General features: G+C 58.1%; 22 protein-coding genes and 2 pseudogenes. 13 read left to right on the forward strand and 11 right to left on the reverse strand.

Annotation, left to right across the window (positions count from 1 at the left end):
* The 4 genes from narH to AC1DIG_RS03100 form a co-directional block, all read right to left on the reverse strand.
* Positions 1–1,539 carry a nitrate reductase subunit beta gene (gene narH / locus AC1DIG_RS03085; protein ID WP_477766096.1) on the reverse strand — a complete coding sequence of 513 codons (1,539 nt, stop codon included), beginning with the start codon at positions 1,537–1,539 and terminating at the stop codon, positions 1–3.
* Position 1,540: 1 nt separating this feature from the next.
* Positions 1,541–5,314: a nitrate reductase subunit alpha gene (locus AC1DIG_RS03090; protein ID WP_477766097.1), complete on the reverse strand. Its 3,774-nt coding sequence runs from the start codon at positions 5,312–5,314 to the stop codon at positions 1,541–1,543.
* Positions 5,315–5,382: 68 nt separating this feature from the next.
* On the reverse strand, positions 5,383–6,780 hold the full coding sequence (locus AC1DIG_RS03095) for a NarK family nitrate/nitrite MFS transporter (RefSeq protein ID WP_477766098.1): 1,398 nt from the start codon (positions 6,778–6,780) through the stop codon (positions 5,383–5,385).
* Positions 6,758–8,062 (reverse strand): MFS transporter, encoded by a 1,305-nt coding sequence (locus tag AC1DIG_RS03100; protein ID WP_477766099.1) that lies wholly within the window; start codon positions 8,060–8,062, stop codon positions 6,758–6,760. The genes AC1DIG_RS03095 and AC1DIG_RS03100 overlap by 23 nt, the downstream gene beginning before the upstream one ends.
* 303 nt (positions 8,063–8,365) lie before the next feature.
* Between AC1DIG_RS03100 and AC1DIG_RS03105 the strand changes: the two genes are divergently transcribed.
* The 4 genes from AC1DIG_RS03105 to AC1DIG_RS03120 all read left to right on the forward strand — a co-directional run bounded on the left by AC1DIG_RS03105 (position 8,366) and on the right by AC1DIG_RS03120 (position 12,069).
* Positions 8,366–10,168, forward strand: a complete 1,803-nt coding sequence (locus tag AC1DIG_RS03105) for a HAMP domain-containing protein (protein WP_477766100.1) — start codon at positions 8,366–8,368, stop codon at positions 10,166–10,168.
* Complete coding sequence (narL, locus tag AC1DIG_RS03110; protein WP_477766101.1) at positions 10,165–10,812, forward strand: two-component system response regulator NarL; 648 nt, start codon at positions 10,165–10,167, stop codon at positions 10,810–10,812. The genes AC1DIG_RS03105 and narL overlap by 4 nt, the downstream gene beginning before the upstream one ends.
* A gap of 86 nt (positions 10,813–10,898) precedes the next feature.
* Entirely contained in the window at positions 10,899–11,576 is a 678-nt protein-coding gene (locus AC1DIG_RS03115; protein WP_477766102.1) for a Crp/Fnr family transcriptional regulator, read from the forward strand.
* Positions 11,577–11,661: 85 nt separating this feature from the next.
* A complete protein-coding gene (locus AC1DIG_RS03120) occupies positions 11,662–12,069 on the forward strand; it encodes a putative zinc-binding protein (protein ID WP_477766103.1) in 408 nt (135 codons plus the stop codon).
* 354 nt (positions 12,070–12,423) lie between these two features.
* Here AC1DIG_RS03120 and AC1DIG_RS03125 read toward each other — a convergent pair.
* Together AC1DIG_RS03125 and AC1DIG_RS03130 are read right to left on the reverse strand one after the other, a co-directional pair.
* Positions 12,424–12,648: pseudogene (locus tag AC1DIG_RS03125) on the reverse strand (IS4 family transposase); the annotation flags it as partial.
* A complete protein-coding gene (locus AC1DIG_RS03130) occupies positions 12,600–12,815 on the reverse strand; it encodes a hypothetical protein (RefSeq protein ID WP_477766104.1) in 216 nt (71 codons plus the stop codon). The gene AC1DIG_RS03130 and the pseudogene AC1DIG_RS03125, both read right to left, overlap by 49 nt.
* 412 nt (positions 12,816–13,227) lie before the next feature.
* On the opposite strand from AC1DIG_RS03130, the gene AC1DIG_RS03135 reads away from it, so the two are divergent.
* The 9 genes and pseudogenes from AC1DIG_RS03135 to AC1DIG_RS03175 form a co-directional block, all read left to right on the forward strand.
* A complete protein-coding gene (locus AC1DIG_RS03135; RefSeq protein ID WP_477766105.1) occupies positions 13,228–13,404 on the forward strand; it encodes a hypothetical protein in 177 nt (58 codons plus the stop codon).
* 89 nt (positions 13,405–13,493) lie between these two features.
* Positions 13,494–14,711 carry a YcaO-like family protein gene (locus AC1DIG_RS03140; RefSeq protein WP_477766106.1) on the forward strand — a complete coding sequence of 406 codons (1,218 nt, stop codon included), beginning with the start codon at positions 13,494–13,496 and terminating at the stop codon, positions 14,709–14,711.
* Positions 14,692–15,393, forward strand: a complete 702-nt coding sequence (locus tag AC1DIG_RS03145) for a TfuA-like protein (protein WP_477766107.1) — start codon at positions 14,692–14,694, stop codon at positions 15,391–15,393. The genes AC1DIG_RS03140 and AC1DIG_RS03145 overlap by 20 nt, the downstream gene beginning before the upstream one ends.
* A complete protein-coding gene (locus AC1DIG_RS03150) occupies positions 15,368–16,138 on the forward strand; it encodes a hypothetical protein (RefSeq protein ID WP_427528089.1) in 771 nt (256 codons plus the stop codon). The genes AC1DIG_RS03145 and AC1DIG_RS03150 overlap by 26 nt, the downstream gene beginning before the upstream one ends.
* 3 nt (positions 16,139–16,141) lie before the next feature.
* The gene (locus tag AC1DIG_RS03155; RefSeq protein WP_477766108.1) at positions 16,142–16,414 is read left to right on the forward strand and encodes a MoaD/ThiS family protein; all 273 of its coding nucleotides are present in this window, start codon (positions 16,142–16,144) and stop codon (positions 16,412–16,414) included.
* Position 16,415: 1 nt separating this feature from the next.
* Positions 16,416–17,543 carry a molybdopterin-synthase adenylyltransferase MoeB gene (gene moeB / locus AC1DIG_RS03160; protein ID WP_477766109.1) on the forward strand — a complete coding sequence of 376 codons (1,128 nt, stop codon included), beginning with the start codon at positions 16,416–16,418 and terminating at the stop codon, positions 17,541–17,543.
* 45 nt (positions 17,544–17,588) lie between these two features.
* Positions 17,589–18,893, forward strand: coding sequence for an MFS transporter (locus AC1DIG_RS03165; RefSeq protein ID WP_477766110.1), 1,305 nt, complete (start codon positions 17,589–17,591; stop codon positions 18,891–18,893).
* A 48-nt stretch (positions 18,894–18,941) separates the two neighbouring features.
* Positions 18,942–20,117: a spermidine synthase gene (locus tag AC1DIG_RS03170; RefSeq protein WP_477766111.1), complete on the forward strand. Its 1,176-nt coding sequence runs from the start codon at positions 18,942–18,944 to the stop codon at positions 20,115–20,117.
* Positions 20,118–20,134: 17 nt separating this feature from the next.
* Positions 20,135–20,305 (forward strand): annotated as a pseudogene (locus AC1DIG_RS03175) (hypothetical protein); the annotation flags it as partial.
* A gap of 259 nt (positions 20,306–20,564) precedes the next feature.
* On the opposite strand, the gene ubiT reads toward AC1DIG_RS03175, so the two are convergent.
* The 5 genes from ubiT to moaB form a co-directional block, all read right to left on the reverse strand.
* Positions 20,565–21,035 (reverse strand): ubiquinone anaerobic biosynthesis accessory factor UbiT, encoded by a 471-nt coding sequence (gene ubiT / locus AC1DIG_RS03180; RefSeq protein WP_477766112.1) that lies wholly within the window; start codon positions 21,033–21,035, stop codon positions 20,565–20,567.
* Positions 21,029–21,919, reverse strand: coding sequence for a U32 family peptidase (locus AC1DIG_RS03185; protein ID WP_477766113.1), 891 nt, complete (start codon positions 21,917–21,919; stop codon positions 21,029–21,031). Before AC1DIG_RS03185 ends, ubiT begins: the two co-directional genes overlap by 7 nt.
* Positions 21,920–21,929: 10 nt before the next feature.
* The gene (gene ubiU / locus AC1DIG_RS03190) at positions 21,930–22,925 is read right to left on the reverse strand and encodes a ubiquinone anaerobic biosynthesis protein UbiU (protein ID WP_216744484.1); all 996 of its coding nucleotides are present in this window, start codon (positions 22,923–22,925) and stop codon (positions 21,930–21,932) included.
* 214 nt (positions 22,926–23,139) lie between these two features.
* Positions 23,140–24,375: a molybdopterin molybdotransferase MoeA gene (locus AC1DIG_RS03195; protein ID WP_477766114.1), complete on the reverse strand. Its 1,236-nt coding sequence runs from the start codon at positions 24,373–24,375 to the stop codon at positions 23,140–23,142.
* Entirely contained in the window at positions 24,372–24,926 is a 555-nt protein-coding gene (moaB, locus tag AC1DIG_RS03200; RefSeq protein ID WP_103315272.1) for a molybdenum cofactor biosynthesis protein B, read from the reverse strand. The genes AC1DIG_RS03195 and moaB overlap by 4 nt, the downstream gene beginning before the upstream one ends.
* Positions 24,927–24,969: the final 43 nt, after the last annotated feature.

The raw sequence follows: 24,969 nt of genomic DNA on the forward strand, positions 1-24,969 counted from the left end.
TCATTCCTCCCACAACTGGACGGTTTTCAGGATGTCGCGGCGGTTAGCTTTCTTGGCACCGAACATGTTGGTGTCGGAGCTGCCGCTACAGCCGCTGCCGAAACTGAAGCCGCAACCGGAGCGCTCGGCGAAAGCATCGCTCATGGCGTCTTCACGGTGGGCGCTGGGCACCACAAAACGGTCTTCATAGTTGGCGATCGCCAGGTAGCGATACATCTCTTCGACCTGGGCCACGCTCAAGCCGACATCCTTCAGCACTTGCAGGTCCTGGACGCCATCGACTTGCTCGGAGCGTTTGTAGGCGCGCATCGCCAGCAAGCGTTTAAGTGCACGCTTGACCGGTTTTTCATCGCCCGCTGTCAGCAGGTTCGCCAGGTACTTCAGTGGAATACGCAGGCTGTCGACATCCGGGATCACCCCGTTCATGCCCACGGTGCCGGCGGTCGCCGCATTCTGGATCGGTGACAGCGGCGGTACGTACCAGACCATCGGCAAGGTGCGGTACTCCGGGTGCAGCGGCAGCGCCAGCTTCCAGTCCACGGCCATTTTGTAGACCGGCGAACGTTGCGCAGAGTCGATCACCGACTGCGGCACACCATCGGCCAAGGCCTGACGGATCACCCCCGGGTCATTCGGGTCGAGGAAGATCTCCAGTTGTTTCTCGTACAGATCCTGCTCATTGGCGGTGCTCGCCACTTCGCTGATGCGATCAGCGTCATACAGCAGCACGCCGAGGTAGCGGATACGGCCGACACAGGTTTCGGCGCAAACGGTCGGCATCCCGGCTTCGATACGCGGGTAGCAGAAGATGCATTTCTCGGACTTGCCGCTTTTCCAGTTGAAATAGATCTTCTTGTACGGGCAACCGCTGATGCACATCCGCCAGCCACGGCATTTTTCCTGGTCGATCAGGACGATGCCATCCTCTTCGCGCTTGTAGATCGCCCCGCTCGGGCATGACGCCGCGCAGGTCGGGTTGAGGCAGTGCTCGCACAGGCGCGGCAGATACATCATGAAGGTGTTTTCGTATTCGCCGTAAATGTCCGCCTGGATCTTGTCGAAGTTCTTGTCCTTGCGGCGCTTGGCGAACTCGGTACCGAGAATCTCCTCCCAGTTCGGGCCCCACTCGATTTTCTCCATGCGCTTGCCGGAGATCAGCGAACGCGGCCGCGCTGTTGGCTGGTGCTCGCCCAGCGGCGCGGTGTGCAGGTGCTGGTAATCGAAGTCGAAGGGTTCGTAGTAGTCGTCGAGGCTCGGCAGGTCAGGGTTGGCGAAAATGTTCGCCAACACCCGGAATTTCCCGCCGATGTGCGGGTTGATCGTGCCGTTGGCGTTGCGAATCCAGCCGCCCTTCCACTTGTCCTGGTTCTCCCATTCTTTCGGATAGCCAATCCCCGGTTTCGATTCAACGTTGTTGAACCAGGCGTATTCCATACCTTCGCGGCTGGTCCAGACGTTTTTGCAGGTAATCGAGCAAGTGTGGCAACCGATGCATTTGTCCAGGTTCAGAACCATGCCGATTTGTGAGCGAATCTTCATCTCAGTTCTCCTCGATATCGGTCGGCAGGGGACGTGGCAGGTCATCGCCACTTGAACCATCGAGCCAGTCGACTTTGGCCATCTTGCGCACCACGACGAATTCATCGCGGTTGCAGCCGACCGTGCCGTAATAGTTGAAACCGTAGGCCTGCTGGGCATAGCCGCCGATCATGTGGGTCGGCTTGAGCACCACCCGGGTGACTGAGTTGTGGTGGCCGCCACGGGTCTTGGTGGTTTCTGAACCTGGCACGTTCACGATCCGTTCCTGGGCGTGGTACATCATCACCATGCCTTCCTTGACCCGCTGGCTGACCACCGCCCGGGCGGTCAGTGCGCCGTTGGCGTTGAAGCACTCGATCCAGTCGTTGTCCTCGATGCCGGCGCGTTTCGCGTCGACTTCCGAGAGCCAGACAATCGGCCCGCCACGGCTGAGGGTCAGCATCAGCAGATTGTCGCTGTAGGTACTGTGAATGCCCCATTTCTGGTGCGGAGTGATCCAGTTCAGGACGATCTCGGTCTCGCCGTTGCTGCGCTTGCCTTTCACACCTTCGATGGTCCGGGTGTTGACCGGCGGCCGATAGCTCATCAGTTGCTCGCCGAACGCCTGCATCCACGGGTGATCCTGATAGAACTGCTGACGGCCGGTGATGGTGCGCCATGGGATCGCCTCGTGAACATTGGTGTAGCCGGCGTTGTAGCTGACGTGATCGTCTTCGAGCCCCGACCAGGTCGGGCTGGAGATGATCTTGCGCGGCTGCGCCTGAATGTCGCGGAAACGAATCGCCTCATGGGCCTTGGACAACGCCAGGTGACTGTGATCGATGCCGGTGAATTCCGACAACGCGGCCCACGCCTTTACGGCGACATGGCCGTTGGTTTCCGGCGCCAGGGACAGAATCACTTCCGCAGCATCGATCGCCGTGTCGATTTTCGGCCGACCATGACTGATCCCGGCAGCCCCTTCGTGGTGATTGAGTTCACCGAGGAACTTCACTTCGTCATCGGTGTTCCAGCTGATGCCCTTGCCGCCGTTGCCGTGCTTTTCCAGCAATGGACCCAGCGAGGAGAACTGTTTGTAGATGTTCGGGTAGTCACGCTCGACCACGTGCAGGTTCGGCGCGTTCTTGCCCGGTATCGGTGCGACGCCGGCGCTTTTCCAGTCGGTGCCGCCAAACGGCTGGGCCAGTTCGCCGACGCTGTCGTGCATCAGCGGAATGGTCACCAGGTCCTTCTCAACGCCCAGATGCCCTTCGGCCATGCTGGAAAAGGCCTTGGCAATACCTTTGTAGATTTCCCAATCGGAACGCGATTCCCACGCAGGGTCGATAGCCGCCGACAACGGGTGAATGAACGGGTGCATGTCCGAGGTGTTCATGTCGTCTTTTTCGTACCAGGTTGCGGTCGGCAAGACGATGTCGGAGTAGACGCAGGTCGAGGACATGCGGAAGTCCAGCGTCGTGACCAGGTCAAGTTTGCCGATGGCACCCTCGTCCACCCATTCGGCTTCTTCAGGTTTGCAATCGCCGACCTGGCCGATGTCTTCGTTCATCACTCCGTTTTTGGTGCCGAGCAGGTACTTGAGCATGTACTCGTGGCCCTTGCCCGAGGAGCCCAGCAAGTTCGAACGCCAGATAAACATGTTGCGCGGGAAGTTCACCGGGCTGTCCGGCTGCTCGCAGGAGAAGCGCAGCGAACCATCCTGCAGCGACTTGACCACGTAGTCTTTCGGGTCCATGCCGGCTGCGGCGGCATCGCGGCAAATGTGCAGCGGGTTGGTATTGAGTTGCGGTGCGCTGGGCAACCAGCCGGCACGTTCGGCGCGGATGTTGTAGTCCAGCGCATGCTCGGGAAATTGCGATTTATCGGCCAGCGGCGAGAGCACGTCGTGCATGCTCATTTTCTCGTGGCGCCATTGCGAACTGTGGGCGTAGAAGAAGCTGGTGCCGTTCATTTGACGGGGTGGGCGATTCCAGTCCAGGCCGAACGCCAGGGGCAGCCAGCCGCATTGCGGACGGAGCTTTTCCTGGCCAACGTAGTGCGCCCAACCGCCACCGGTCTGACCGACACACCCGCAGAGCATGAGCATGTTGATCAGCCCGCGGTAGTTCATGTCCATGTGGTACCAGTGGTTCATTGCCGCGCCGACGATGATCATCGAGCGGCCCTTGGTCTTGTCGGCGTTGTCGGCGAACTCACGGGCGATCTGGATCGCTTTCTCACGGCTGACGCCAGTGATCTGCTCCTGCCAGGCTGGAGTTCCCGGCACCGAAGCGTCGTTGTAATCCTTGGCGACGTTAGCGCCACCGAGACCGCGGTCGATAGCCAGGTTGGCTGCCGACAGGTCGAACACGGTGGCAACTTTAGCGACGCTACCGTCTGCCAGCACCACGTTATGCACCGGCACACGGCGGTATTGCACGGCATCGCCAGCAACGTGCTGGAAGTGCTCGTGGGATTCGCCGGCAAAATACGGGAACGCCACTTCGGCGACGTCATCGCCAATCAGGCTCAGCTTGAGATCAATCTCGCGGCCTTCGCCGCCTTCACGAGGGAGGATGTTCCACTTGCCCTTCTCGCCCCAGCGATAGCCGATGGAACCTTGAGGGGATACCAGTTCACCGTTGACATCCAGGGCGATGGTTTTCCATTCAGGGTTGTTTTCCTGACCAAGGTTGTCGGTCAGGTCACTGGCGCGCAAGAAACGGTCCGGCTGGTAACCGGCACCCGGTGCCTTGTCAGGCATTTGCTTGAGCAGCACCAGCACCGGCAAATCGGTGAAGCGCTTGGCGTAGTCAGTGAAATAAGCGCTCGGTTTGTCCAGGTGGAATTCTTTGAAGATCACATGATTGAACGCCTGGGCCAGCGCTGCGTCAGTGCCTTGTTTAGGGTTCAGCCACAGGTCGGTGAGCTTGGCCACTTCCGAATAGTCGGGGGTGATGGCGACAGTCTTGGTGCCCTTGTAACGGACTTCGGTGAAGAAGTGCGCGTCCGGGGTGCGCGTCTGCGGGACGTTGGAGCCCCAGGCGATGATGTAGTTGGAGTTGTACCAGTCGGCCGATTCCGGCACGTCGGTCTGCTCGCCCCAGACCATCGGCGAAGCCGGTGGCAGGTCGCAGTACCAGTCGTAGAAACTCAGGCAAGCGCCGCCGATCAGCGACAGGTAACGCGAACCGGCCGCATAGCTGACCATCGACATGGCCGGGATCGGCGAAAAGCCGACGATGCGGTCGGGGCCATATTGTTTGATGGTGTAGACATTGGACGCGGCAATGATCTCGTTGACTTCCTCCCAGTTGGAACGAATGAAGCCCCCCATGCCGCGCTTGCTTTTATAGGAGTCGGCCTTGACCTTGTCCTCGACGATGCTGGCCCAGGCTTCCACTGGCGCCAGGGTCTGCCGCGCATCACGCCAGAGTTTGAGCAATGGCTTGCGGATTTTCGGGTACTTGAGCCGGTTGGCGCTGTAGATGTACCAGCTATAGCTGGCGCCACGCGGGCAACCACGGGGTTCATGGTTAGGCAGATCGTTGCGGGTACGCGGGTAGTCGGTCTGCTGGGTTTCCCAAGTGATCAAGCCGTTCTTGACGTAGATTTTCCACGAACAAGACCCGGTGCAGTTCACCCCGTGGGTGGAACGCACGATCTTGTCGTACTGCCAGCGCGAACGGTAGACGTTCTCCCAGTCGCGAGACTCTTTGCGGGTCTCGCCGTGACCGTCGGAAAACTCGTTTTGCTTGCGATTGAAAAACCGCAGTTGATCCAGTAAATGACTCACGGTGTGTCCTCTCAGGCTTGCTGCGGAGTTCTGTGCCCCGCCCACGCAATGGTTGGATTCGGGTCGGCTTAGCAGGGGGTTGCGGCGCCTTTGCGCGCGTACCACCACCAGGTCACCACAATGCAGCTCAGGTAAAAGCCGACGAACATGTAGAAAGCCATCTCCGGGCCGCCGGTCTGGGCCATCGAAGTGCCGAAGGATTTGGGAATGAAGAACGCACCGAAGGCGCCGATGGCCGAGCTGAAACCGAGGACGGCGGCCGACTCTTTGCCGGCATCCTTGAGCGCTTGTTCGCGCACGGCGGACGGTTTTCCGGCAGAGGCTTTTTCATGCAGGGTGCGGAAGATCACCGGGATCATCCGAAAGGTGGAGCCATTGCCGACACCGGTGGTGATGAACAGCAGCATGAACAGGCCAAGGAAGCCGTAGAAGTTGCCGCCCGAACCGTTCTGGGGGAGGAAGTGCAATACGCCGAAGACCATCACGATCATCAGCATGAAGTTCCACAAGGTCACTTTCGCGCCACCGAGCTTGTCCGCCAACCAGCCACCCAGCGGGCGTACCAGCGCGCCGACCAACGGGCCGAGGAAGGCGAATTTCAAGGCAATGACGTCCGGAAAGGAAGTTTTGATCAGCAACGGAAACGCCGCGGAAAAACCGATGAACGAACCGAAAGTCGCCAGGTACAACCAGCACATCAGCCAGTTGTGCTTGCGTTTGAAGATCACGGCCTGGTCGCTGAACGAAGCGCGTGCACTGGACAGATCATTCATGCCGAACCAGGCCAGCACCGTCACCAACACAATGAACGGCACCCAGATGAACCCGGCGTTCTGCAGCCACAACTGACCGCCGTCCGGCAACGCTTGCGACGAGCCGCCCATAAAGCCGAACACACCGAAGGTAATCACCAGCGGCACACAGAACTGCATCACCGAAACGCCCAGGTTGCCCAACCCGGCGTTGAGGCCAAGGGCTGTACCCTGCTGAGACTTGGGATAGAAGAAGCTGATGTTGGACATGCTCGAGGCAAAGTTGCCGCCACCAAAACCGCAGAGCAAGGCGATCAATACGAACACGCTGTAAGAGGTGCTCGGGTTCTGCACGGCGAAACCCATCCAGATCGAGGGCAACAACAGCGATGCGGTACTCAGGGCGGTCCAGCGCCGGCCACCGAAAATCGGCACCATGAACGAGTAGAAGACACGCAAGGTCGCACCTGACAATCCCGGCAACGCCGCCAGCCAAAACAACTGGTCGGTGGTGAAGCTGAAGCCGATGGCGTTCAAACGCACAATTACCGTGCTCCAGACCATCCACACCGCAAAGGCCAGCAGCAGTGCAGGAATGGAAATCCACAGGTTGCGGGTGGCGGTCTGTTTGCCGCTACTCCCCCAGAATGCGGGGTCCTCGGGGCGCCAGTCATGAATCACCGGGCCTTTGTCAGGCTTTTGCAGAACGGACATGTTCTTCTCCTTGGGCAATGCTGGAATACGGGAAAGTGGTCACCGGCAGCTCTTTACCGAACACCGGGGTCTTGCGTATTTCGCTGAAGTACATCCAGGTGAGGGAGACCCAGACCACGCCGTACATCAACATGAAGCAGGAAGAGCGCACCCCGGTGAGGTCCACCAGGGCGCCGAACAGAATCGGCAACACGAAACCGCCCAGGCCGCCTGCCAGGCCAACGATGCCGGACACAGCCCCCATGTTTTTCGGGTAGTCATTGGCGATGTATTTGAAAACCGAGGCTTTGCCGAACGCGAAGGCGATGCCCATGACGAATAGCAGCACGGTAAACAGCGCGGGATTCAGGCCGATGTGAAAATCCATCGGACCGTTGAGGGTCTGCACTTGCAGTTGGGTCTGTGGGTACGAGAGCAGGAACAGGCAGATCCAGCTGACCCACAACACCCACCAGGTCACGCTTTGCGCGCCCCAGCGATCCGACATCCAGCCGCCGACGGCACGCAGGACCCCGCCGGGCAGGGAAAAACAGGCCGCCAGCAGCGCTGCGCTTTGCAGGCTGAAACCGTATTCCTGCACGTAGTACTTGGTCATCCACAAGGCCAGGGCGACGTAGCCGCCGAAGACGATCGAGTAGTACTGGCAGTAGCGCCACACCGCCGGATCTTTCAGCGAACGCAACTGTTCACGCAAGCTGGCGCCGGCGGCACTACGGTGGTCCTTGTTTTCGGAGCTGACGAACCAGAACAACAGCGCAGTAATGAACAGGATCGCGCTGAAGACCTTTGGCACCAATTGCCAACTGCCGACAGCGATCAGTGCCGGGGCGAGAAACTTGGTCACTGCGGCTCCCGCATTGCCAGCACCAAAGATGCCCATGGCGAAGCCCTGGTTTTCCTTGTCGAACCATTTGGCGACGTAGGCAATGCCCACTGAAAACGAGCCACCGGCCAGGCCGACGAACAAGCCCAGTACCAGGAATTGCCAGTAGGCGGTGGCGTGACTGATCAGGTACAGCGGTGCGACGCAGGACAGCATCAGCAGGAAGAACACGCTGCGACCACCAAAGCGGTCAGTCAGCAGGCCCAGCGGTAAACGCACCAGCGAGCCGGTCAGCACCGGGGTTGCGGCCAAGAGGCCGAACTGGGTTTCGTTGAGCTGGAGCAGTTCCTTGATCGGCACCCCGAGCACCGCAAACATCATCCAGACCATGAAACAGACGGTGAAGGCCAGCGTACTCATGCCCAGCACCAAGCCTTGTCGTATACGCGGTTGGATCACAATGCTCTCCAGTCAGTTAGCCATGGCGGCAGACTAGAGAGGCCAACCCCGCAAAAACTTGATCCACATCAACGAAGCCCATGAGGGCAAGGGGCTATCCTTGCCCGGCCTACCTCCAAGGAGGTAGTTCAAGAAAACCTTGAAACCCTTTATTTATCAGCTTCTTAAGGTTTTCCAGCAACACCATTGCCGACAGGGAGACGTCGGCAACTCTTTAGAGGTAGCGCACCCGGGACTGGCTGCAAAACCCACTCCGGGACGCCATATGCTCAGTTTTCGTGTCTTTCCCCAGGATCAGTGCTGATGATGCGCTGGTTGCGCAGCTCCCTGCCCGCTCGCGCCGGGTTGGCGGTGATCCTCATCGCCATACTCGCCCTTGCCAGTTCATTGAGCGCCGGATTGATCGCCTGGTTCAGTCAGGGCGATGCCGCAGCGATCAACACCGCGGGCTCGGTGCGCATGGAGACTTACCACCTGAGCTGGAAACTGGCCGCTGGCGCAACCGGCGAAGAAATCGCCAGCATCACCGACAGCCTGCAAACTCGCCTCAACAGCCAGTCACTCAAAGCGGTACTGGAAGATGGTCCGACCACGGCTCTGCAAATCAGCTATGGGCAAATCCAGCAACACTGGAACGAGGATTTACGCCCGACACTCGAACGTGGCGATGTGGCCTCTTTTCAGGCTCTGACCCAGCCTTTCGTTGAACAACTGAACCAGTTTGTCAGCCTGCTGCAGCGCGAAAGCGAACAAAAGCAAGGCTGGCAACAGGCGATCCAGGGCCTGGCCTTATTCAGCACCATGATCGTCCTGCTGGTTGGGCTATATGAACTGCAGTACGGCGTTGTCACGCCCTTGAAAGAATTGGTGGACGCCACCCAGCGCTTTCGTCGCGGCGATTTCAAGGTGCGGGTCAACCATCAGTCCCAGGACGAACTGGGCCAGTTGGCCACGAGTTTCAACGCCATGGCGGAAACGATCGAAGAATCGCATCGCACGCTTGAGAGCCAGGTCCAGCAAAAAACCCTGAACTTGCAACAAGCCAATGCAGCCCTGGAGCTGCTGTACCAAAGCAGTCGAAACCTGGCCACACGCCTGGCCAACGCCGAAGGCCTGGATGAGTTGATCCGGCGCTTCCAGCAACGCCTGCCCGGCTTGCGTCTGTCGCTGTGTCTACAAGGACACTTGCAGGCACCCGCCCAGCAATTAATCGCCCTGCATGGGGCAAACAGTCGGGATGTTTGCGCCAGCAGCGATTGCGCCACGTGCCAGAAGCACCAAAAAACCAACCCGCAGACTTTCAGCATCAGCAACCAGGGCAGCGAACTGGGGGAGCTCAAGGCGCATTTTGTCGACGGGCATCCGGCGCAAGCCTGGGAAACCCAGTTGATCCAGGCCCTGGCCAACCTGATTGGCACCTCGCTTTCACTCAAACGCCAACGGGAACAGGATCATCGCCTGCTGTTGCTCGAAGAGCGCACGATCATCGCCCGCGAACTGCACGATTCACTGGCCCAGGCCTTGTCCTACATGAAACTGCAAGTCAGCCGCATGCAGACCCTGATGCGCCGTGGCGAACCAGTCGAAACCCTGGAAACCGTCACCGCCGAATTGCGCGAGGGGCTGAACAATGCCTACCGCCAGTTACGCGAACTGCTGACCACCTTTCGCTTGCAGATTCACGATGCGGGACTGGTGCAAGAGCTCAAGGACACCGCCGAGGAGTTCTCCCGTCGCGGAGAATTTCAGGTGCACCTGCACGTCGATGCGCTGGCCTTTCAGCTCTCCGCCAGCGAGCAAATCCACATTTTGCAGATCACCCGCGAGGCACTCTCCAACTGCCTGCGCCACGCCCACGCGCAAAACGCCTGGTTACAACTGCGCCAGGACGGCGAAACCGTCAGGCTCATCGTCGAAGACGACGGGCGCGGCTTCAGCGACAACGTCGACCAGCGTGAACACCACGGTCTGAACATCATGGACGAACGAGCTCGCAGCTTGCACGGCCAATTGCAGATATTTTCCAGGGAGCCGCAAGGCACCCGTGTCCAACTGGAATTCCAGCCGGAGTTTCTCGGGCAGCAAACAGAAGGTAGCGTCACATGAGCCCGTCACAACAACACACCATCCTGCTGGTAGACGATCATCCGATGATGCGTCACGGCATCCGCCAGATGCTCGAACTCGAAGATGATTTCAAGATCGTCGGCGAAGCCGGCAACGGCGAAGAAGCACTCAGCCTCATTGAGCCGCTGCAACCGGATCTGGTTTTGCTCGATAACAACATGCCGCAGATGAATGGCATTCAAACCCTGCGCCGATTACGTGCGATGCATTACACCGGCAAGGTGCTGCTGTTCACTGTCTCGGATGCTGAAGACGATATTCGCGATGCACTGCGCCTGGATGCCGACGGCTATCTGCTCAAGGACATGGAGCCCGAACTGTTGATTCAGTACATCCGTGATGCACTGAACGGCGCGTTGGTGGTCAGCCCGGGGCTGACCCAAGTCATGGCCCAGGCGCTGCGTGCTCCTGCGCGTCAGGCGGTGGTGGAACTGACCGAACGTGAGCGGCAGGTGCTGAAAATCATCGCCAGCGGCTTCAGCAACAAAGTCATCGGGCACAAGCTCGGCATCACCGAAGGGACGGTCAAGGTTCACGTCAAGAACCTGCTGCATAAACTCGGCTTGCGTTCGCGGGTCGAGGCGGCGGTGTGGGCCATGGAGCATCTGCGCAACGCCGGCTGACAAGTATTCCTCTTTGGAGGTAGGCCTGCAGAGGCATAGGTCATCCGGGCCGCGCCCTCTACTATGACCGTCAGCGGAGGTACGCCATGCTGACCCACCCTTCCATCATTTTAACGTTGCGCCGTCATCACCTGTTCAGCCAATTGCCGGAGAAAGTCTTCGAGGAAATCTGCGGCCTGGCCATGCTCAAGCACCTGAGTTGTCACTGCACACTCATGCACCAGGGGGACCCGGCCAAGCGTTTTTTCCTGCTGGTCAGCGGTCAGATCAAGTTGTACCGGCTCACCGGCGAAGGTCAGGAAAACCTCGTAGAGATCATCCAGCCCGGCCAGACTTTTGCCGAAGCCTTGCTGTTCAGCCAGGCCCGACTCTATCCAGTGAGCGCCACCGCGCTGAAAGACAGCGTGCTGGTCAGTATCGAGGGCAACCATTACCGCAACGCCCTGGAGGACCAGCCGAAGGTTTGCCTGGCGATTCTGGCCAGCATGAGCGTTCACTTGCACCTGCGTTTGCGGGACATAGACACGTTGACGCTGGCGAGCGCGAGCCGTCGGGTCATCAATTTCCTGCTCCAGGAACGCCATCCCGTCACTGGCCAGATCGTCTTGCAAGTATCCAAACGCCTGGTGGCATCGAAACTGGGGATTCAGCCGGAAACCTTTTCGCGGATTTTGCATCGGTTGGTCGAGTGCGGCCTGATTGCAATGGAACGGCGCCATATCCGCATCCTCGCTGAAGAGGATCTGGCCACGTACCAACAGTAGCTGGGCCAGTCTCGGATTTGACCATGGTCAAGGCGCAATACTGCCAGCCTTGCACACTGGCAGAGTCCATCAGTGGAGAACCCTCATGCCCGATTCAACCCTGCCTTTGGTCTATTCCTGCTCCGGTTGTTCCAATGTCGCCCAACTGGCCAACAGCCTGGCCTTGCGCCTGGATCGCACAGGCCTGGCCGAAATGTCCTGCATCGTCGGTGTCGGCGGGCATGTCGCTACACTGGTCAACAAAGCGCGCTCGGGACGGCGGATCCTGGCGCTGGACGGCTGCCCGTTGCAATGCGTCGAAAACTGCCTGAAACAGCATGGCCTGCACGCCGATGTGCACCTAATTCTGAGCCAACATGGATTGCGCAAGCGTTATGGCGAAGACTGCACTGAGGAGCAGAGTGATGAGTTGTTTGAAGAGATCAAGCAGTTGATTGGCGACGGCGATCTTCAGGAAGAGAATCGCCTGATCGAAGCCACCGAGACGGCTTGAGAAGGCGAGCAGGTTCTAGTGTCGAACACCGAACCTGTGGCGAGGGAGTCGCCGCCCCGTCTTCGACGCCGCGCTGTCGCGCAAGGAACATGGGCCAGGGCCGGCGAGCCAGCCCTTAAAAATAATATATAAATCAATAAGTTATTTTTTGCTCCATAAGAGCTTGCTCCCGCTGGACCGCGAAGCGGTCCTAAGACCTGTACCCGCGGTATGTCAGTTAGAACGCATCAGCCGGTTTTACGACTGCTTCGTCCGAACGCAGCCCGACCCGATCGCGGGCAAGCCACGCTCCCAGAAGGTAGCGGCTGATCACCCACTCTCTACGACGCGCAACGCTTCGCTTGTCGCTTGCTCCAGCGCTTTTATGGTCGGGGCCAGGCGCTCTGCACTGCCAGTGACTAACGCTCGAAGCAAAGCAGGTTCGGTCCGGCTGACCTTGTCATAGAGCGCTGTCAGACTGACCGGAAGGTCATCCATCTGCCACGCGACGGCATGCAGTGAAGGCCATAAGCCCAATGAGACAAGGGACATCAGCTCAACGATGGTCGAAAACAAAAGCTCACGCGGGTATTGGCGTTGACAATCGGTGTGGCGTCATCACCCAGCGTGAAACTTTCTAACCAGTCCAGCTTGTGCTGTTGAGTGGCGATGTAGCCATCCATGGTGGCGGCAACGTAATAAACCAGCTTCGACAAAAACATTATTTTTGGCCCATATACTTTGCCATTTCGGCCTGAATTGATCATTCCCCATGTTCGCGCCCCTTCGGAAACTTTTCTGAATGCATACCGCTTTATAAATGACCGAAGGGACTGCCATTCTTCATTCGGATTTTTTTGAAGCCAGCTCAACCGACACTGCAAACCTAGTCTTGGCTTAGACAATGCGTCAAGAACTTAAAAAATTTCAGAAATTACTTACGGAAATTTCGAAGATCGACCCTAGGACAGCAAGATACTTATCCAAAGAATCTGTAAGCCTATTCCTACAACCATTGCGACTAATGTTTCAAGCAACTTTCCAGCACTTCGCGGAGATATAAAATCGCAACATTTTGAAACTAGTATTGATTTGACGTGAGCTCCACCATCTGCAAAACCTTATAGGCGTTGCGCAACAAACTTTCTCAAACGCAATACTATTGGCAGGATAAATAAAATGGACTTTCTAGTTAATGATGTAACCTTTGAGCTGGAACTGGACGCAGAAACCGCGGAGAAGTTCTCCGTCATTTTGAACGATGAAAGCCTGATGCACGCCGGTTTTGTGGCGCATCAGTCGAACAACAACGTGTTGACGCTGGCTCTGGCTGAAGACGTAAAAATCGCAGCCTGAAAAAACGGGAGGGAAGTAATTCCCTCCCGTTTTCTATTGTGTCGAACATGATGCTTGCTTATACCTTTCATCAGTCAAAGGTAACCCTTATGAAAAGGCTTAGTTCGAGCCTTCGTCGCCGCAGTGCCGAAGAAACATTAAAGATTATCGTCAACGATATAGCCCCGCGATTGGGTATTACCCGGGTGGCCGACACAACCTGGCTGGACCGCATAGGCATTCCTGTGTTTGCCAGCATACGACCTGATGCATTGAAGGGTTCGCTGTGCGTAAACGCTGGCAAAGGTCTCAGATCAGCAGAAGCCAAGATAGGCGCGTACATGGAAGCCATCGAGTTCAGCCTTGCGCAATACAACACCGCGCAACTGAAACTGTTAAAGACCACGCCGAGACAACTCATTGAAAGCCACGAAGGACGAATAGCGTTCAATCAGTTCTGCATGTTGTACGGCTTCTCTGCCGACGCCGACTCGCCCATCATGGCCATCGAAGTTGAAGATGTATTGCGCAAGCAAAAGGTGCTTGCACCCGCCGAACTGGTGTTCATTCCCTACCCCGAAAACCCTGGGCAACGACTCTTCGGGGAAAGCTCCAGTGGCCTGGCTTCAGGCAATGACTTGGTGGAAGCCTCGGTACACGCTGTTTGCGAACTCATGGAGCGCGATGTTCAAGCCTTTAATCACCTGCATGACCGCTCCTGCCTCGTCAATCTGGACCGCTACAGCGCAGAAACTGACGCCCTGATCAATAAAATCAATGACGCGGGGTTGAGCCTGTCGGTTCGTTACACCGAAAACTGTTTTGGCCTGGCCTACTTTCAGGCTTTTATCATGGAAGAGTCCTCCCAGGCGCCCATCTCTGTGGCCACCGGTTCAGGGTTGCATCCCATCAAGGAAATCGCCTTGATTCGGGCCATCTGCGAGGCGGCCCAAAGCCGTTTAAGCCACATCCACGGAGGCCGGGACGACATCATCGAGCGCGTCAAATACTTCGAGAAGAAGGGCCGTTCGGCCGAACTTCAGGCCATCTCACGCTTGCGTACCGTGGCCACCTCCCAGGACCAGATGATCGATTACTCCTCCATCGACTGCCAGGAAGCCGCGATCCCCACGATCGAATCGGCCTGGGAGTTGCTCATTGAGCGGTTGCAGCGCGTCGGGCTCAGTACCGTGCTAAGGGTTTTGCTCAGTAAAGCGACGGACGACATCACCGTGGTCAGAATCATTATTCCGGGGCTTGAAGCCTTTGAACCCGGTTTGAAAAGGGTCGGTCCGAGGTTACTTACGTATGTCAAACAAAGCGCTTGAGGCATGCACGCTGTTTGCGGGCCCCTCCCTGCAAGGAATAGACAGTCAATTACTGTGCGGTGGTGGCCTGGTGTTACGCCCGCCCGTCAAACGCGGCGATATCGAACGCCTGGTGGCGCAATCGCCCCCTTCGAACCTCGCCATTGTCGATGGCGTGTTCCATGCACACCCTGCCGTCGGCCATGCCGAGATACTCGACGCCCTGGGCGCGGGTTGGCGTATTTGGGGATTGTCGTCCATGGGTGCCATTCGCGCTTGTGAAATGGATACGCTGGGAATGACAGGCTTTGGTGAAGTGTATCGACAATTCGCCAGCGATCCGGACATGTCCGACGACGAAGTGACCCTGATACATCAAGCACAAGAGCCCTTTCTTTCACTCAGCGAACCACTTATTCATATCAGGCAGTTTTTAAGACAGTGGACGACTGAACAGATCATTACGTCAGCACAAGAACAACACCTACTTCACTACCTGAAAAACATGTGGTACGGACATCGAACACTAAATTGTTTGAAAGAAGCCTTGCTGGCACTCCCTGTCGCGGAGAAACAAATAGACAACGTCCTGGCCAACTTTTCTGCCTACAGAATAAAGAGCCTGGACTTGATCGACTTTCTCAAACTGCAACCATGGACGAGGACGGTAAAACAGAATGTCGCCATCAGAGATACTGTGTGAAATAAATGGCTTGCCCTTTGTGAACCCCATGTTCAATAGCAAAAAACTTTTAACGCTCGTCGCCGTTGTACGTAAAAATATCGAGGGAGGCGAGTTACCTTTAACCACCTATTTGCAACCAGACTTTGCCACTACCCTGTATAACCGGCACGTCGAAGGTGCGCCCGCATTTCCGCCCCATCAAGCGCTCGGTAACGCCGAGCAGATCATGTTGGCCGAAGCGAAGAGCAACCTCAAAGCCTTGCTGCCGGAATGGACCAGATTATTGGACCTGCCGGTTAATATACATAAGTTGCTGACTCAACAAGTCAGCCTGACCAATCCCGTACTGCCGCAACAAATGTTTCTGGGCGAAACCGCGTTTACCAGCATGACGGACCTTGAAGAGTTACTGGTGCATGAACTGTCCCATATCTGGTCCAGTTTGATCGCTGAGGTTTACGACTTCCAGCTCAAGGACAGTTCGAACGACTACATACTGCCATCAGGAACCGGCGGCAAGAACCCTAGGGGTGTCTTGCTGGCTTGCCTGTTTGCGGTCAGCGCCGTGAACTACCACCAGCGGTTGCTGGCCAGCGGTTCCGTGCGAGCTCGTCCCGAACGACTCGACTACTTGCACCAGTACTTCCTCAAAAGTCTGGCCACTCTCCAGGCTTCGGCCGAACTGTCCGAAATCGGAAAACTGATCACCTCCAGGCTGGATGCGTTTTCCAGCAACCTGACAACTGACACCGTTCAAGGATGACCCATGGCAGTCGTACATTTTCCCCGGCAGTTCATGTCCTACACCGATCAGCATAAAACACACGCCATTGAGGGCTTGTGTGTCAGCGATGTACTGAACAATCTGACCGCACGGTTTCCCGACCTGATTGGCCCGGTCTTCTCTGAGGACCTGTACCCGCAGCCGTTCGTGGGGTTGTTCGTCGACGGCATGCCCGTGACCAGTGAGCATGACCGCCGTTGTCCCCTGGACAGTAATGCGCAATTGATTCTGATCAACGCAGTGGCAGGTGGCTGACATGCAATGCAACCTGAAAACGGACACCTCCCGTTACGCCCGCCAAATCATCCTCAGCGAGGTCGGCGCTCAGGGGCAGCAGCGCCTCAACGACAGCAAGGTGCTGGTGGTCGGCGCCGGGGGGCTGGGCTGCCCGGTACTCCTGTACCTGGCAGGTGCTGGCGTCGGGACGATCGGCATCGTTGATAACGACATCGTCGACGTGAGCAATCTGCACCGACAAATTCTCTATGCGATTGCCGATGTAGGCGACCTGAAAGTGTTGGCAGCCAAGCGTCGCATCAATCAGTTGAACCCCGACATCGTCGTCCACACCGTTGCCACGACGCTGAACCCGGACAACGTCCTGTCGCTGCTGGCGGAATACGACATCATCGTCGACGCCACTGATAACTTCGACGCCAAATACCTCATCAGTGACGCCTGTATCGAGTGTGAAAAACCGATGGTCTATGCCTCGATCAGTCAGTTCGAGGGACAGGTGTCGGTATTTAATTATTACAATCGGCATACCCAACAACGGGGGCCGTGCTTCCGGGATCTGTTCGAAACACCGCCGCCACCGCACTTGACACAAAACTGCTCGGAAGCGGGCGTTCTTGGCGTCATACCTGGCTTGCTTGGTTGCTTTCAGGCCAATGAAGTACTCAAGCTCATCCTCCGTGCCGGGGAGCCCTTGAGCGGGCATTTGTTGTCTATTGATTGCCTGGACAACACTTTCCACCTGTTGAACATCAACAAAAAAACACGGGACCGGCCCCCTGCGAAAACGCTTGGCGCTACGACCACGTCTGCGTGGCGCGACAGCGACTGGCTGTCACCTAACACACTGCATGACTGGATAGCGACACAAGCGCCATTTCAATTGGTCGATGTGCGCGACGTCAGCGAGCATCAGCAAGGCTCGCTGGGCGGCAAACTGATTCCGCTCAAAGACATCATCAAGCGCCAGGAAGAACTCGATACCACCCGCCGTATCGTTTTCTATTGCAAATCCGGCGTCAGGAGCAAGGCGGCCCTGCTGGCAGTTCGCAGCGTCAACCAGGAAGCGGAACTCTATAGCCTTGAGGGTGGCATCGAGCGATATCTGGCGATTTACCCTGATGAGCGTCACCCCGTCGTTTCTTGAACCCCCTGATTGTGCAGTCACCCTATTCGGATCAAAGGTACGTCAATGAGTGCAAATTTTTCAGGCATTACGTGGGGCTTTCCCGGCATCGACCGACGTCTGCTGAAAGTGCAATTCAGCTTTTTACTGATGGTTCTGGGGGGACGGTGCAATCAACTGGCGGTGGCCTGGTGGGCCTTGCAGGAAACAGGCTCTGCGCTCTATTTCGCCAACATGATTGCCTGTTCCATCGCGGCGGAAGTGTTAGCCAAACCTCTGCTGGGATGGCTGGGGGACAAGTACAACAAAATCCTGATCATCAAGCTGGCCTCATGGATCAGCCTGCTGACAGCACTGTTGATGGTGGTGCTGTCCGCCACGGGGTCGTTCAACCCCTGGACGGTGGGCGCGCTGATGATGATCAGCAGTGCGATCGTCGGCGTACGCGACCCTCTCCAGGCGTCGATCATTCCTTTGTTTGCAGACGACGATAAAGTCTCCCTGGCCTTTCGGACCAAAAGCGTGATGTCGTCCTTTTCCATTCTGCTGGGGCCAGTACTGGCCAGCGGGTTGATTTACGGGTTCGGTATCACATTCGCCTTTGCCGCCGATTTTTTTGCGATTCTCATCGCCGGGGCGTTGATCGCGACCATCCCGAGCCACATCGGTGCCACTGGCCAAGGCGAAAAAGCCCCGGGTGCCAGCGGCTTCAGCATGATCTATTCCGGCTTCAAAGTGGTTTACGGAGTGAAAGTCGAATTTTACCTGGCCATCATTGCAATGCTGATCAACTTTGCCCTGTTTCCGTTCTTCACCATCCTGATCCCACTGTACGTAAAGGACATCATCCAGTACCCGGTCACTTACATCGGTCTTCTGGATTCGTGCTTCGGGCTGGGCATTCTGGCGGGCAGTTACAAGATCATCGGCTGGTTATCCGACCGGGTCCCCCGTGACATGTGTGTGTCCGCAGGTTTTGCATTACTGGGATGCAACCTGGTGGTGGTCGGAACCGTTTCATCGTCGTTCATCGTGCCCGCGGCCTTTTTCTGCGGCGGCGTCGGCCTGATGTTGATCAACATCCCCACCTCCGCTGTGAGGTTGCTGGCAACGCCAAAACTCCATCGCAACCGGATTTTTGCCACGGTTTCATTTCTGTCTGCGGCGGCCAGCCCCTTGGGCAGTTTCGCGATGAACACCCTGATCGCCTATCTGGGAGTCGCACTGACAATCACGCTGCTGGGCGTCATGGTGCTGCTGTTGTCTCTGCTGGTCTTTCTGGTACCCGACTTCAAAACTTTCATGCGTTCCCAGGATACGCAGCTCAATGATGCCTATCTGGACAAATACCCTGAAGCGTTTGCGCACTGACCTGCCTCGCCGTACCCCCGCCTCTTACAAACGGAGTTGCCTTTCACTATGCCGGACTTCAAGGATCGACCTGAATCTGCTCGACATGAACAGATCTTCTGCGGCCAATATTATGACGACATGGGTTGTACCGGTTTCCTGGGGGATCCGTCCAAGGATCGAATCTCGGTCCTGATGTTGGGGCTTTCGGACGGTGTGGCGCTGGCGCCGATCGCAGCCAGCACCAGAGTGGCCAGTCTGTTGGCCGTTGATCTGGACGAGACCGCACTCGTGCGCAGCCTCGACAACCGGAACCGACTTGCAGCGCATATCGACTTTGACAGCATGGTCGCCGATGCCGCGCACTTCCTGGTCGTCACTCCCGACCGGTACGACGTCATTATTGTCGACCTCTACACCCAGAGCGCTTATGCCCCGATCGTGTTTGATCACGGATTCCACCAACTATTGAAGAGCCGCCTCAATCCCCTCGGTCACGTGGTGTTCAACGGTTTTGGCGTTCCCATGAACCTAGACCCGTTCAACGGCCCTACGCCCCAGGCTTGGCTCGCCCACTGCCTGAACGACAGCTGGGGCGACATTCATTACCTGCCCCACCGACGCAATGCGACCTTCATTATCGGCCCACCGCCATCAACCATACTGGGCACCGCACCTGCCGTGGAATGTTTATGCGCCAGTGACCGGCTCTTTATGGACATCATGAGCCTTCGCCTGCGCTACCTGACACCCACGGTTATCCTTCACGCGCCGCTTGTGCCCCCGGCGCTGGACTTCGTCGGGATTGATCTGGAGGTGCAAAAACGCTGGATGGACTCGTTACCGGCCTTGTCTGCGCTGCTTCCGGCCTCGCTGAAGCTGAGCAAGCCCAACGATCTTCGTGTGTTACTGGATGACCCGGACGCTTGCCAAGCGCTGCAAGAGCGATTATTGAAGGACAAGTCGTCGCTGCGTACCACCTTGGCGTTGCTGATCGCAGGCGAAGTCAACTTCTCGGACCGCGATATGTCATGGTTCCCCGACTGGGTCGTCGCGACACTGGAGAACAGCGTCGAGATCCACCCACGAGACTGGCTGGAGGGTTTACTCCCTTACGCCTATGGCGTCATTACCCACAGAACCCGGGGAGATGTGTCCAAAGTGGAAGGTTTTCGACGGGCGCTAGCCCGGTTGTCACCGAGTGTTTCCCTCACGCCCAGCGATAATGAACCCACAGGCGCTTAGGCTGCCACACGTAAACCATAGATCACCTTCAGGCTTTCAGGCGTACCCGCGAACTGGCGGGCGTCACCGTCCCGGTCATTGGCCAGGGCACCTGGCGCATGGGCGAAGGTCGCTCGGCCAACAAGCGGGAAGTCGCGGCCCTGCGCCAAGACATCGAACTGGGCATAACGTTGATCGATACCGCTGAGCCAGAGATGTCACGGAAAACGGGAATTGCATCGTTCGGTAGGTGGCGTTCGTGGAGCGCATACCTCCTCCAAAGGGCTTCGCGTTTACAAGGTTATTGCGGGATACGCGGTCGGTGAGCTGGCGCAGCCTGTGATCTTTTGGCGGTTTCGGAGATGCCGAAGAGCAAGATCAAAAGATCGCAGCCTGCGGCAGCTCCACAGGATATCTGTGTACATCCGCAGGAGACAGGCAGGCTGTCAGGCCGCCTTCGCAGGATTCTCACACCGCCACCAACCCCTTCCCCGCCCGCTCCAGATTGCGCCACAACCAAACAGGCAAAACATCGGGATCAAGACTGTCGATCAGGTTCTTCAGCGCCAGCCCCAGCTCGGTATCACCTTCGATGACCAGACGCCGGCGAAAAAACAGCGTGTCCGGATCTTCCTGACGACTGGCCAGGAGCAGAAACTCTCGCCAATTGCCGCTGATGGTCACGTGAGCCGTGGCCTGCCTGGCAATTTGCAAGCCCTCGCGGCCCAGGGTCAGGTACCAGGACAAGCCCAGATCCGGAATCCGCAGGCACAGCCAACGCCCGCGCAATACTTCGAACTCACCCTCGCGCAATGGCTCGGCGAGGCAGCGATTCAGTGCCTGTTGCAACGCCAGGCGCTGCACGGCAAAAGGCACCCGACGCACCAGCGGCAGTAAGCGGTCGGCCCCTTTCAACAGCCACTTTTTTCGGCTCAACACAGGCCAACCTCCTCGACGCGCAACATGCCGGCCTGGCCATGCCAGTAACCATTGCAGCCTTCGACGAACAGCGGCGGTGTCTCGCCCAGACGAACCCGTTGATAGGCGTCGATCACCTCGGCCATGCCCTGAGCACGCGGGCTCAGACGCAGCAGATCGGCGCCGCAGGCCACCAGCCCGGAATAATCGGCCAGTAGATTAGTCACCTGCGCCGACATCGTTTGAATGCCATTGAGGGTGAACAACGGCTGCCCTTCCTGGCTGGTCAGCGCGAGACCATCGGGGTAGTTGATACAGCAAAACTGGCAGTCGTCCTTGGGCCGGTTTTCCGCACGGGCCGTAAAACACCGTGCGGAATAGGCCAACGGCAAATGCCCATAGGCGAAGATTTCCACTTCCGGTACTTTGCGGCCAAGTCCGCGGACCTGCTCGATCACATCGCCAATCAACGCTGCCGAACATTCTACTGGCGGCACCCAACGGGTCATTCCGCAGTCCAGCAATTGCGTCAGCGCGTGCCCATTGTACAAATTGAGCGCCGGACCACCCACGAACGGCAATTTGCGCTCGGCCAGGAACTGCACCGCGCCCATGTCGTTGGCCTCCACCAGCAATTGGCCGTTGTCGCAGAGCCGGCGCAGGCTGGAGAGTTCGGACGCGGCTTCGATCAGTGTCAGGCTGGAGATCACCAGCTGCGCCTGGCTGCAGGCCTGTAACTCGCGCCCCAACCCGAGCCACTGATCCAGTGAAAAGGCCCGGCGTTTCGAACACACGGTTTCTCCCAGATAAATCACATCCAGAGGCAAGGCCGACATCTCGGCGTAAAAGTTGCTGAGTTGCGCTTTGTCCCAATAAAACAGGACCGGTCCCAAGCTGAGCTTCATGTTCCGTCCCTCATTGCCATGATCGATGATAAGCACCCAGAGTGGTCTGGCTACCTTCGGACAAGCCGGCCAGCACCTGACGCCATTCCTCCTTGACCCGAAAACTGCCCGGTGAACCACGATGGGCATCCAGTGCCGCCCGCCAGACGCGAGTGACTTGTTCGACATAGGCCGGACTGCGTTGACGGCCCTCGATTTTTACCGCTTCGACACCGATGGCCGTCAGCTCCGGGAGCAAGTCGAGGGTGTCGAGGCTGGTGGGTTCCTCCAGCGCATGAAAGCGTTTGCCGTCGACCAGGAAGCGACCCTTGCACAAGGTCGGGTAACCGGCCGGTTCATCAGGGGTATAGCGGTCGATCAGCACTTCGCTGAGTCGTGCGCTCAAGCCTTGAGCGTCCTCGCTCCAGCGCACCGCCTTGGCCGGCGAACAGACACCGCACAGGTTCGGCGACTCGCCGGTAATGTAGGAGGACAGGTGGCAACGCCCTTCAGCCATGATGCACAAGCTGCCGAAGCCAAACACCTCGATGGGTACCGGGCTGCTGGCGGCAACCTGGCGTACTTGCGCCAACGACAACACCCGCGGCAACACGGCGCGTCGAATACCGTAGCGCTGGGCATAAAACTCCAGCGCCGCGGCATGGGTTGCCGAGCCCTGGACCGACAGGTGCAAGGCCAATTGCGGATGTCGCTGACTGGCATAGTTGAGCACCCCGGGGTCGGCGGCGATCAGCGCATCCACGCCGAAATCGGCGGCTCGATCGACCGCCCGCTGCCAGCGCTCCCAGCCCTTGGGTTGCGGGTAAGTGTTGACGGCGACGTAGAGTTTGCGTTGATGCTGACGGATGTGGGCGACCGCAGCGTCGAACTGCTTGTCGTCCATGTTCAGGCCCGCGAAATGCCGGGCGTTGGTGTCATCGCGAAAGCCGACATAGACGGCATCGGCGCCTTGGCGCACCGCCGCTTTAAGCGCAGGCAGATTCCCTGCCGGGCAGACCAGTTGCATGGGTAATCCTCATGAAAAAACGCAGTCCGGGGCCTAATCAGTCATGGTTGGAATGCGCTTGTGGCGAGCGAGCTTGCTCCGGGCGGCGTTCCGACGCTGGACTGCGCAGCAGGCCTAAATAACAGGGCCGCTTCGCGACCCAGCGGGAGCAAGCTCCCTCGCCACACAGTCTAGCCAGACCAGCAGGCACGGCCTTGACGGCAATCAATTGCCATCAATGCATCAGGTCGGCGAAGGACAGGAACATCACGTTGTCGTGCTTGAGCACTTGCTGCTCGCACTCGATCACCGCGAGCCCGTCGGCCCAGCAGGCAGCGGTCAACATCGCCGAGCTTTGCTGAGGGTGCAGCTCCACGCTCAACTGGCCGTCAGCACCAGGCGTCAGCCTTGCCCGCAGGTACTGCCGGCGCTTGTTGCGTTGCAACCAGTCGAATCCGGCCGGGACGGCTAATGGCACCGGCAGCACTTCAGTCACGCCCTGGGCCCTGAGCAGGAACGGACGCACCACCACCAACGCGGTAATCAGCGCCGCCGAAGGATTGCCCGGCATGCCGATCCAGGGTTTGCCGGCAACTTCGCCATAAGCCAATGGTTTACCCGGCTGAATGGCCAGCCGCCAGAAATCCACGCTGCCCAGTTCCTCGATTGCCTGTTTGAGGTGGTCCTCCTCGCCTACCGACACGCCGCCGGAACTCAGCAGCATGTCGCATTCCGAAGAAGCCAGGCTCAAGGCATGCCGACTGGCCGCCAACTCATCAGCCATGACGCCATAGTCGTGAACCTCGACGCCCCAACCGCGCAACAGCGCAGCCAGGCAATAGCGATTGCTGTTGTAAATCTGCCCCCGCGCCAATGCATCGCCCGGCTCACGCAGTTCATTGCCGCTGCTGAGCAAGCACACCTGCAACGGTCGATAGACCTCGACCCGCGCTACACCTGCGCCGGCCAGCAACCCCAGTTCTTGTGCGCGCAGACGCTTGCCGGCCTTGAGTAACAGATCGCCTCGACGAACCTCTTCGCCTTTCTTACGCACGTGATCACCCGCAATCACAGGCGGGAACCAGACACGCTCGCCCTCGATACGGCAGCGCTCCTGTGGCACCACCGTATCGGCCCCCGCAGGCAATGGCGCACCGGTAAATATCTGCACCGCCTGCTGTGCGATCAAGGGTAAGCAGGCCTGATCCCCCGCCGCAATTCGCCCGCCAATCGGCAGACAACCACCCTCAGATGGCAGGTCGGCCGCCCTGAGGGCATAACCGTCCATGGCACTGTTGTCCCAGGCCGGCAGGTTCACCTGGGAATGAAGGTCCGTCGCCAGAACTCGCCCCATGGCTTGATCCAGAGGGATCATATGCGCCATGGGAGGTGGCGGTGCCTGATCCAGCAAACGATCAATGGCCTCGTCGACGGGTATCAGGTTGCCGAGATCGCACACCCGACCGCTCATGAGCGTGTCTCGCAGGCGTCGATGACCCGCTGCGTTTGCGGCTTCAAATGCGGGGCGAAGTTGCACGGGCCGGTGCGACTGTCCAGTTGTTCCAACAGGATCATGTTCCAGGCTGTTCGGCAGGCCCCCGGCGAACCCGGAACGCAACACACCAGCACGCCGTTGCTCATCCCGGCCAATGCCCGTGACTGCAAACTGGACATGCCGATTTCCGCCAGGGAGACCTGACGGAACAGTTCGCCAAAACCTTCCACATGTTTGTCCAGCAAGGGCAAGACGGCTTGCGGCGTGTTGTCGCGAGCGGTGAAGCCGGTGCCGCCGGTCATCAGTACAACCTGCACCTTGGGGTCGGCGATCCAGAGGGATACCTTTGCGCGGATCTGATAAATATCATCCTTGACCAGATCACGATCGACCAGCACATGCCCGGCCGTTTGCAGCAAATCAGTCAGGGTCTGTCCCGAGGTGTCGGTCTCGAAGGTGCGCGTATCGCTGATGGTCAACACGGCAATGTTCAGGGGTTCAAACGTGCGTTGCGCCAGATGGGCCATATCCAAGCCTTCCCGTAGATGAGGGTTTGGCCAAGCCTGAACC

This window comes from Pseudomonas sp. 05N431, from assembly GCF_056397005.1.

Coding starts and splice junctions, on each gene's coding strand:
- narH (WP_477766096.1), bottom strand. CDS start 1,539: ATGAAGATTCGCTCACAAATCGGCATGGTTCTGAACCTGGACAAATGC.
- AC1DIG_RS03095 (WP_477766098.1), bottom strand. CDS start 6,780: ATGTCCGTTCTGCAAAAGCCTGACAAAGGCCCGGTGATTCATGACTGG.
- AC1DIG_RS03105 (WP_477766100.1), top strand. CDS start 8,366: ATGATGCGCTGGTTGCGCAGCTCCCTGCCCGCTCGCGCCGGGTTGGCG.
- narL (WP_477766101.1), top strand. CDS start 10,165: ATGAGCCCGTCACAACAACACACCATCCTGCTGGTAGACGATCATCCG.
- AC1DIG_RS03115 (WP_477766102.1), top strand. CDS start 10,899: ATGCTGACCCACCCTTCCATCATTTTAACGTTGCGCCGTCATCACCTG.
- AC1DIG_RS03120 (WP_477766103.1), top strand. CDS start 11,662: ATGCCCGATTCAACCCTGCCTTTGGTCTATTCCTGCTCCGGTTGTTCC.
- AC1DIG_RS03130 (WP_477766104.1), bottom strand. CDS start 12,815: ATGATCAATTCAGGCCGAAATGGCAAAGTATATGGGCCAAAAATAATG.
- AC1DIG_RS03135 (WP_477766105.1), top strand. CDS start 13,228: ATGGACTTTCTAGTTAATGATGTAACCTTTGAGCTGGAACTGGACGCA.
- AC1DIG_RS03140 (WP_477766106.1), top strand. CDS start 13,494: ATGAAAAGGCTTAGTTCGAGCCTTCGTCGCCGCAGTGCCGAAGAAACA.
- AC1DIG_RS03145 (WP_477766107.1), top strand. CDS start 14,692: ATGTCAAACAAAGCGCTTGAGGCATGCACGCTGTTTGCGGGCCCCTCC.
- AC1DIG_RS03150 (WP_427528089.1), top strand. CDS start 15,368: ATGTCGCCATCAGAGATACTGTGTGAAATAAATGGCTTGCCCTTTGTG.
- AC1DIG_RS03155 (WP_477766108.1), top strand. CDS start 16,142: ATGGCAGTCGTACATTTTCCCCGGCAGTTCATGTCCTACACCGATCAG.
- moeB (WP_477766109.1), top strand. CDS start 16,416: ATGCAATGCAACCTGAAAACGGACACCTCCCGTTACGCCCGCCAAATC.
- AC1DIG_RS03165 (WP_477766110.1), top strand. CDS start 17,589: ATGAGTGCAAATTTTTCAGGCATTACGTGGGGCTTTCCCGGCATCGAC.
- AC1DIG_RS03170 (WP_477766111.1), top strand. CDS start 18,942: ATGCCGGACTTCAAGGATCGACCTGAATCTGCTCGACATGAACAGATC.
- AC1DIG_RS03185 (WP_477766113.1), bottom strand. CDS start 21,919: ATGAAGCTCAGCTTGGGACCGGTCCTGTTTTATTGGGACAAAGCGCAA.
- ubiU (WP_216744484.1), bottom strand. CDS start 22,925: ATGCAACTGGTCTGCCCGGCAGGGAATCTGCCTGCGCTTAAAGCGGCG.
- AC1DIG_RS03195 (WP_477766114.1), bottom strand. CDS start 24,375: ATGAGCGGTCGGGTGTGCGATCTCGGCAACCTGATACCCGTCGACGAG.
- moaB (WP_103315272.1), bottom strand. CDS start 24,926: ATGGCCCATCTGGCGCAACGCACGTTTGAACCCCTGAACATTGCCGTG.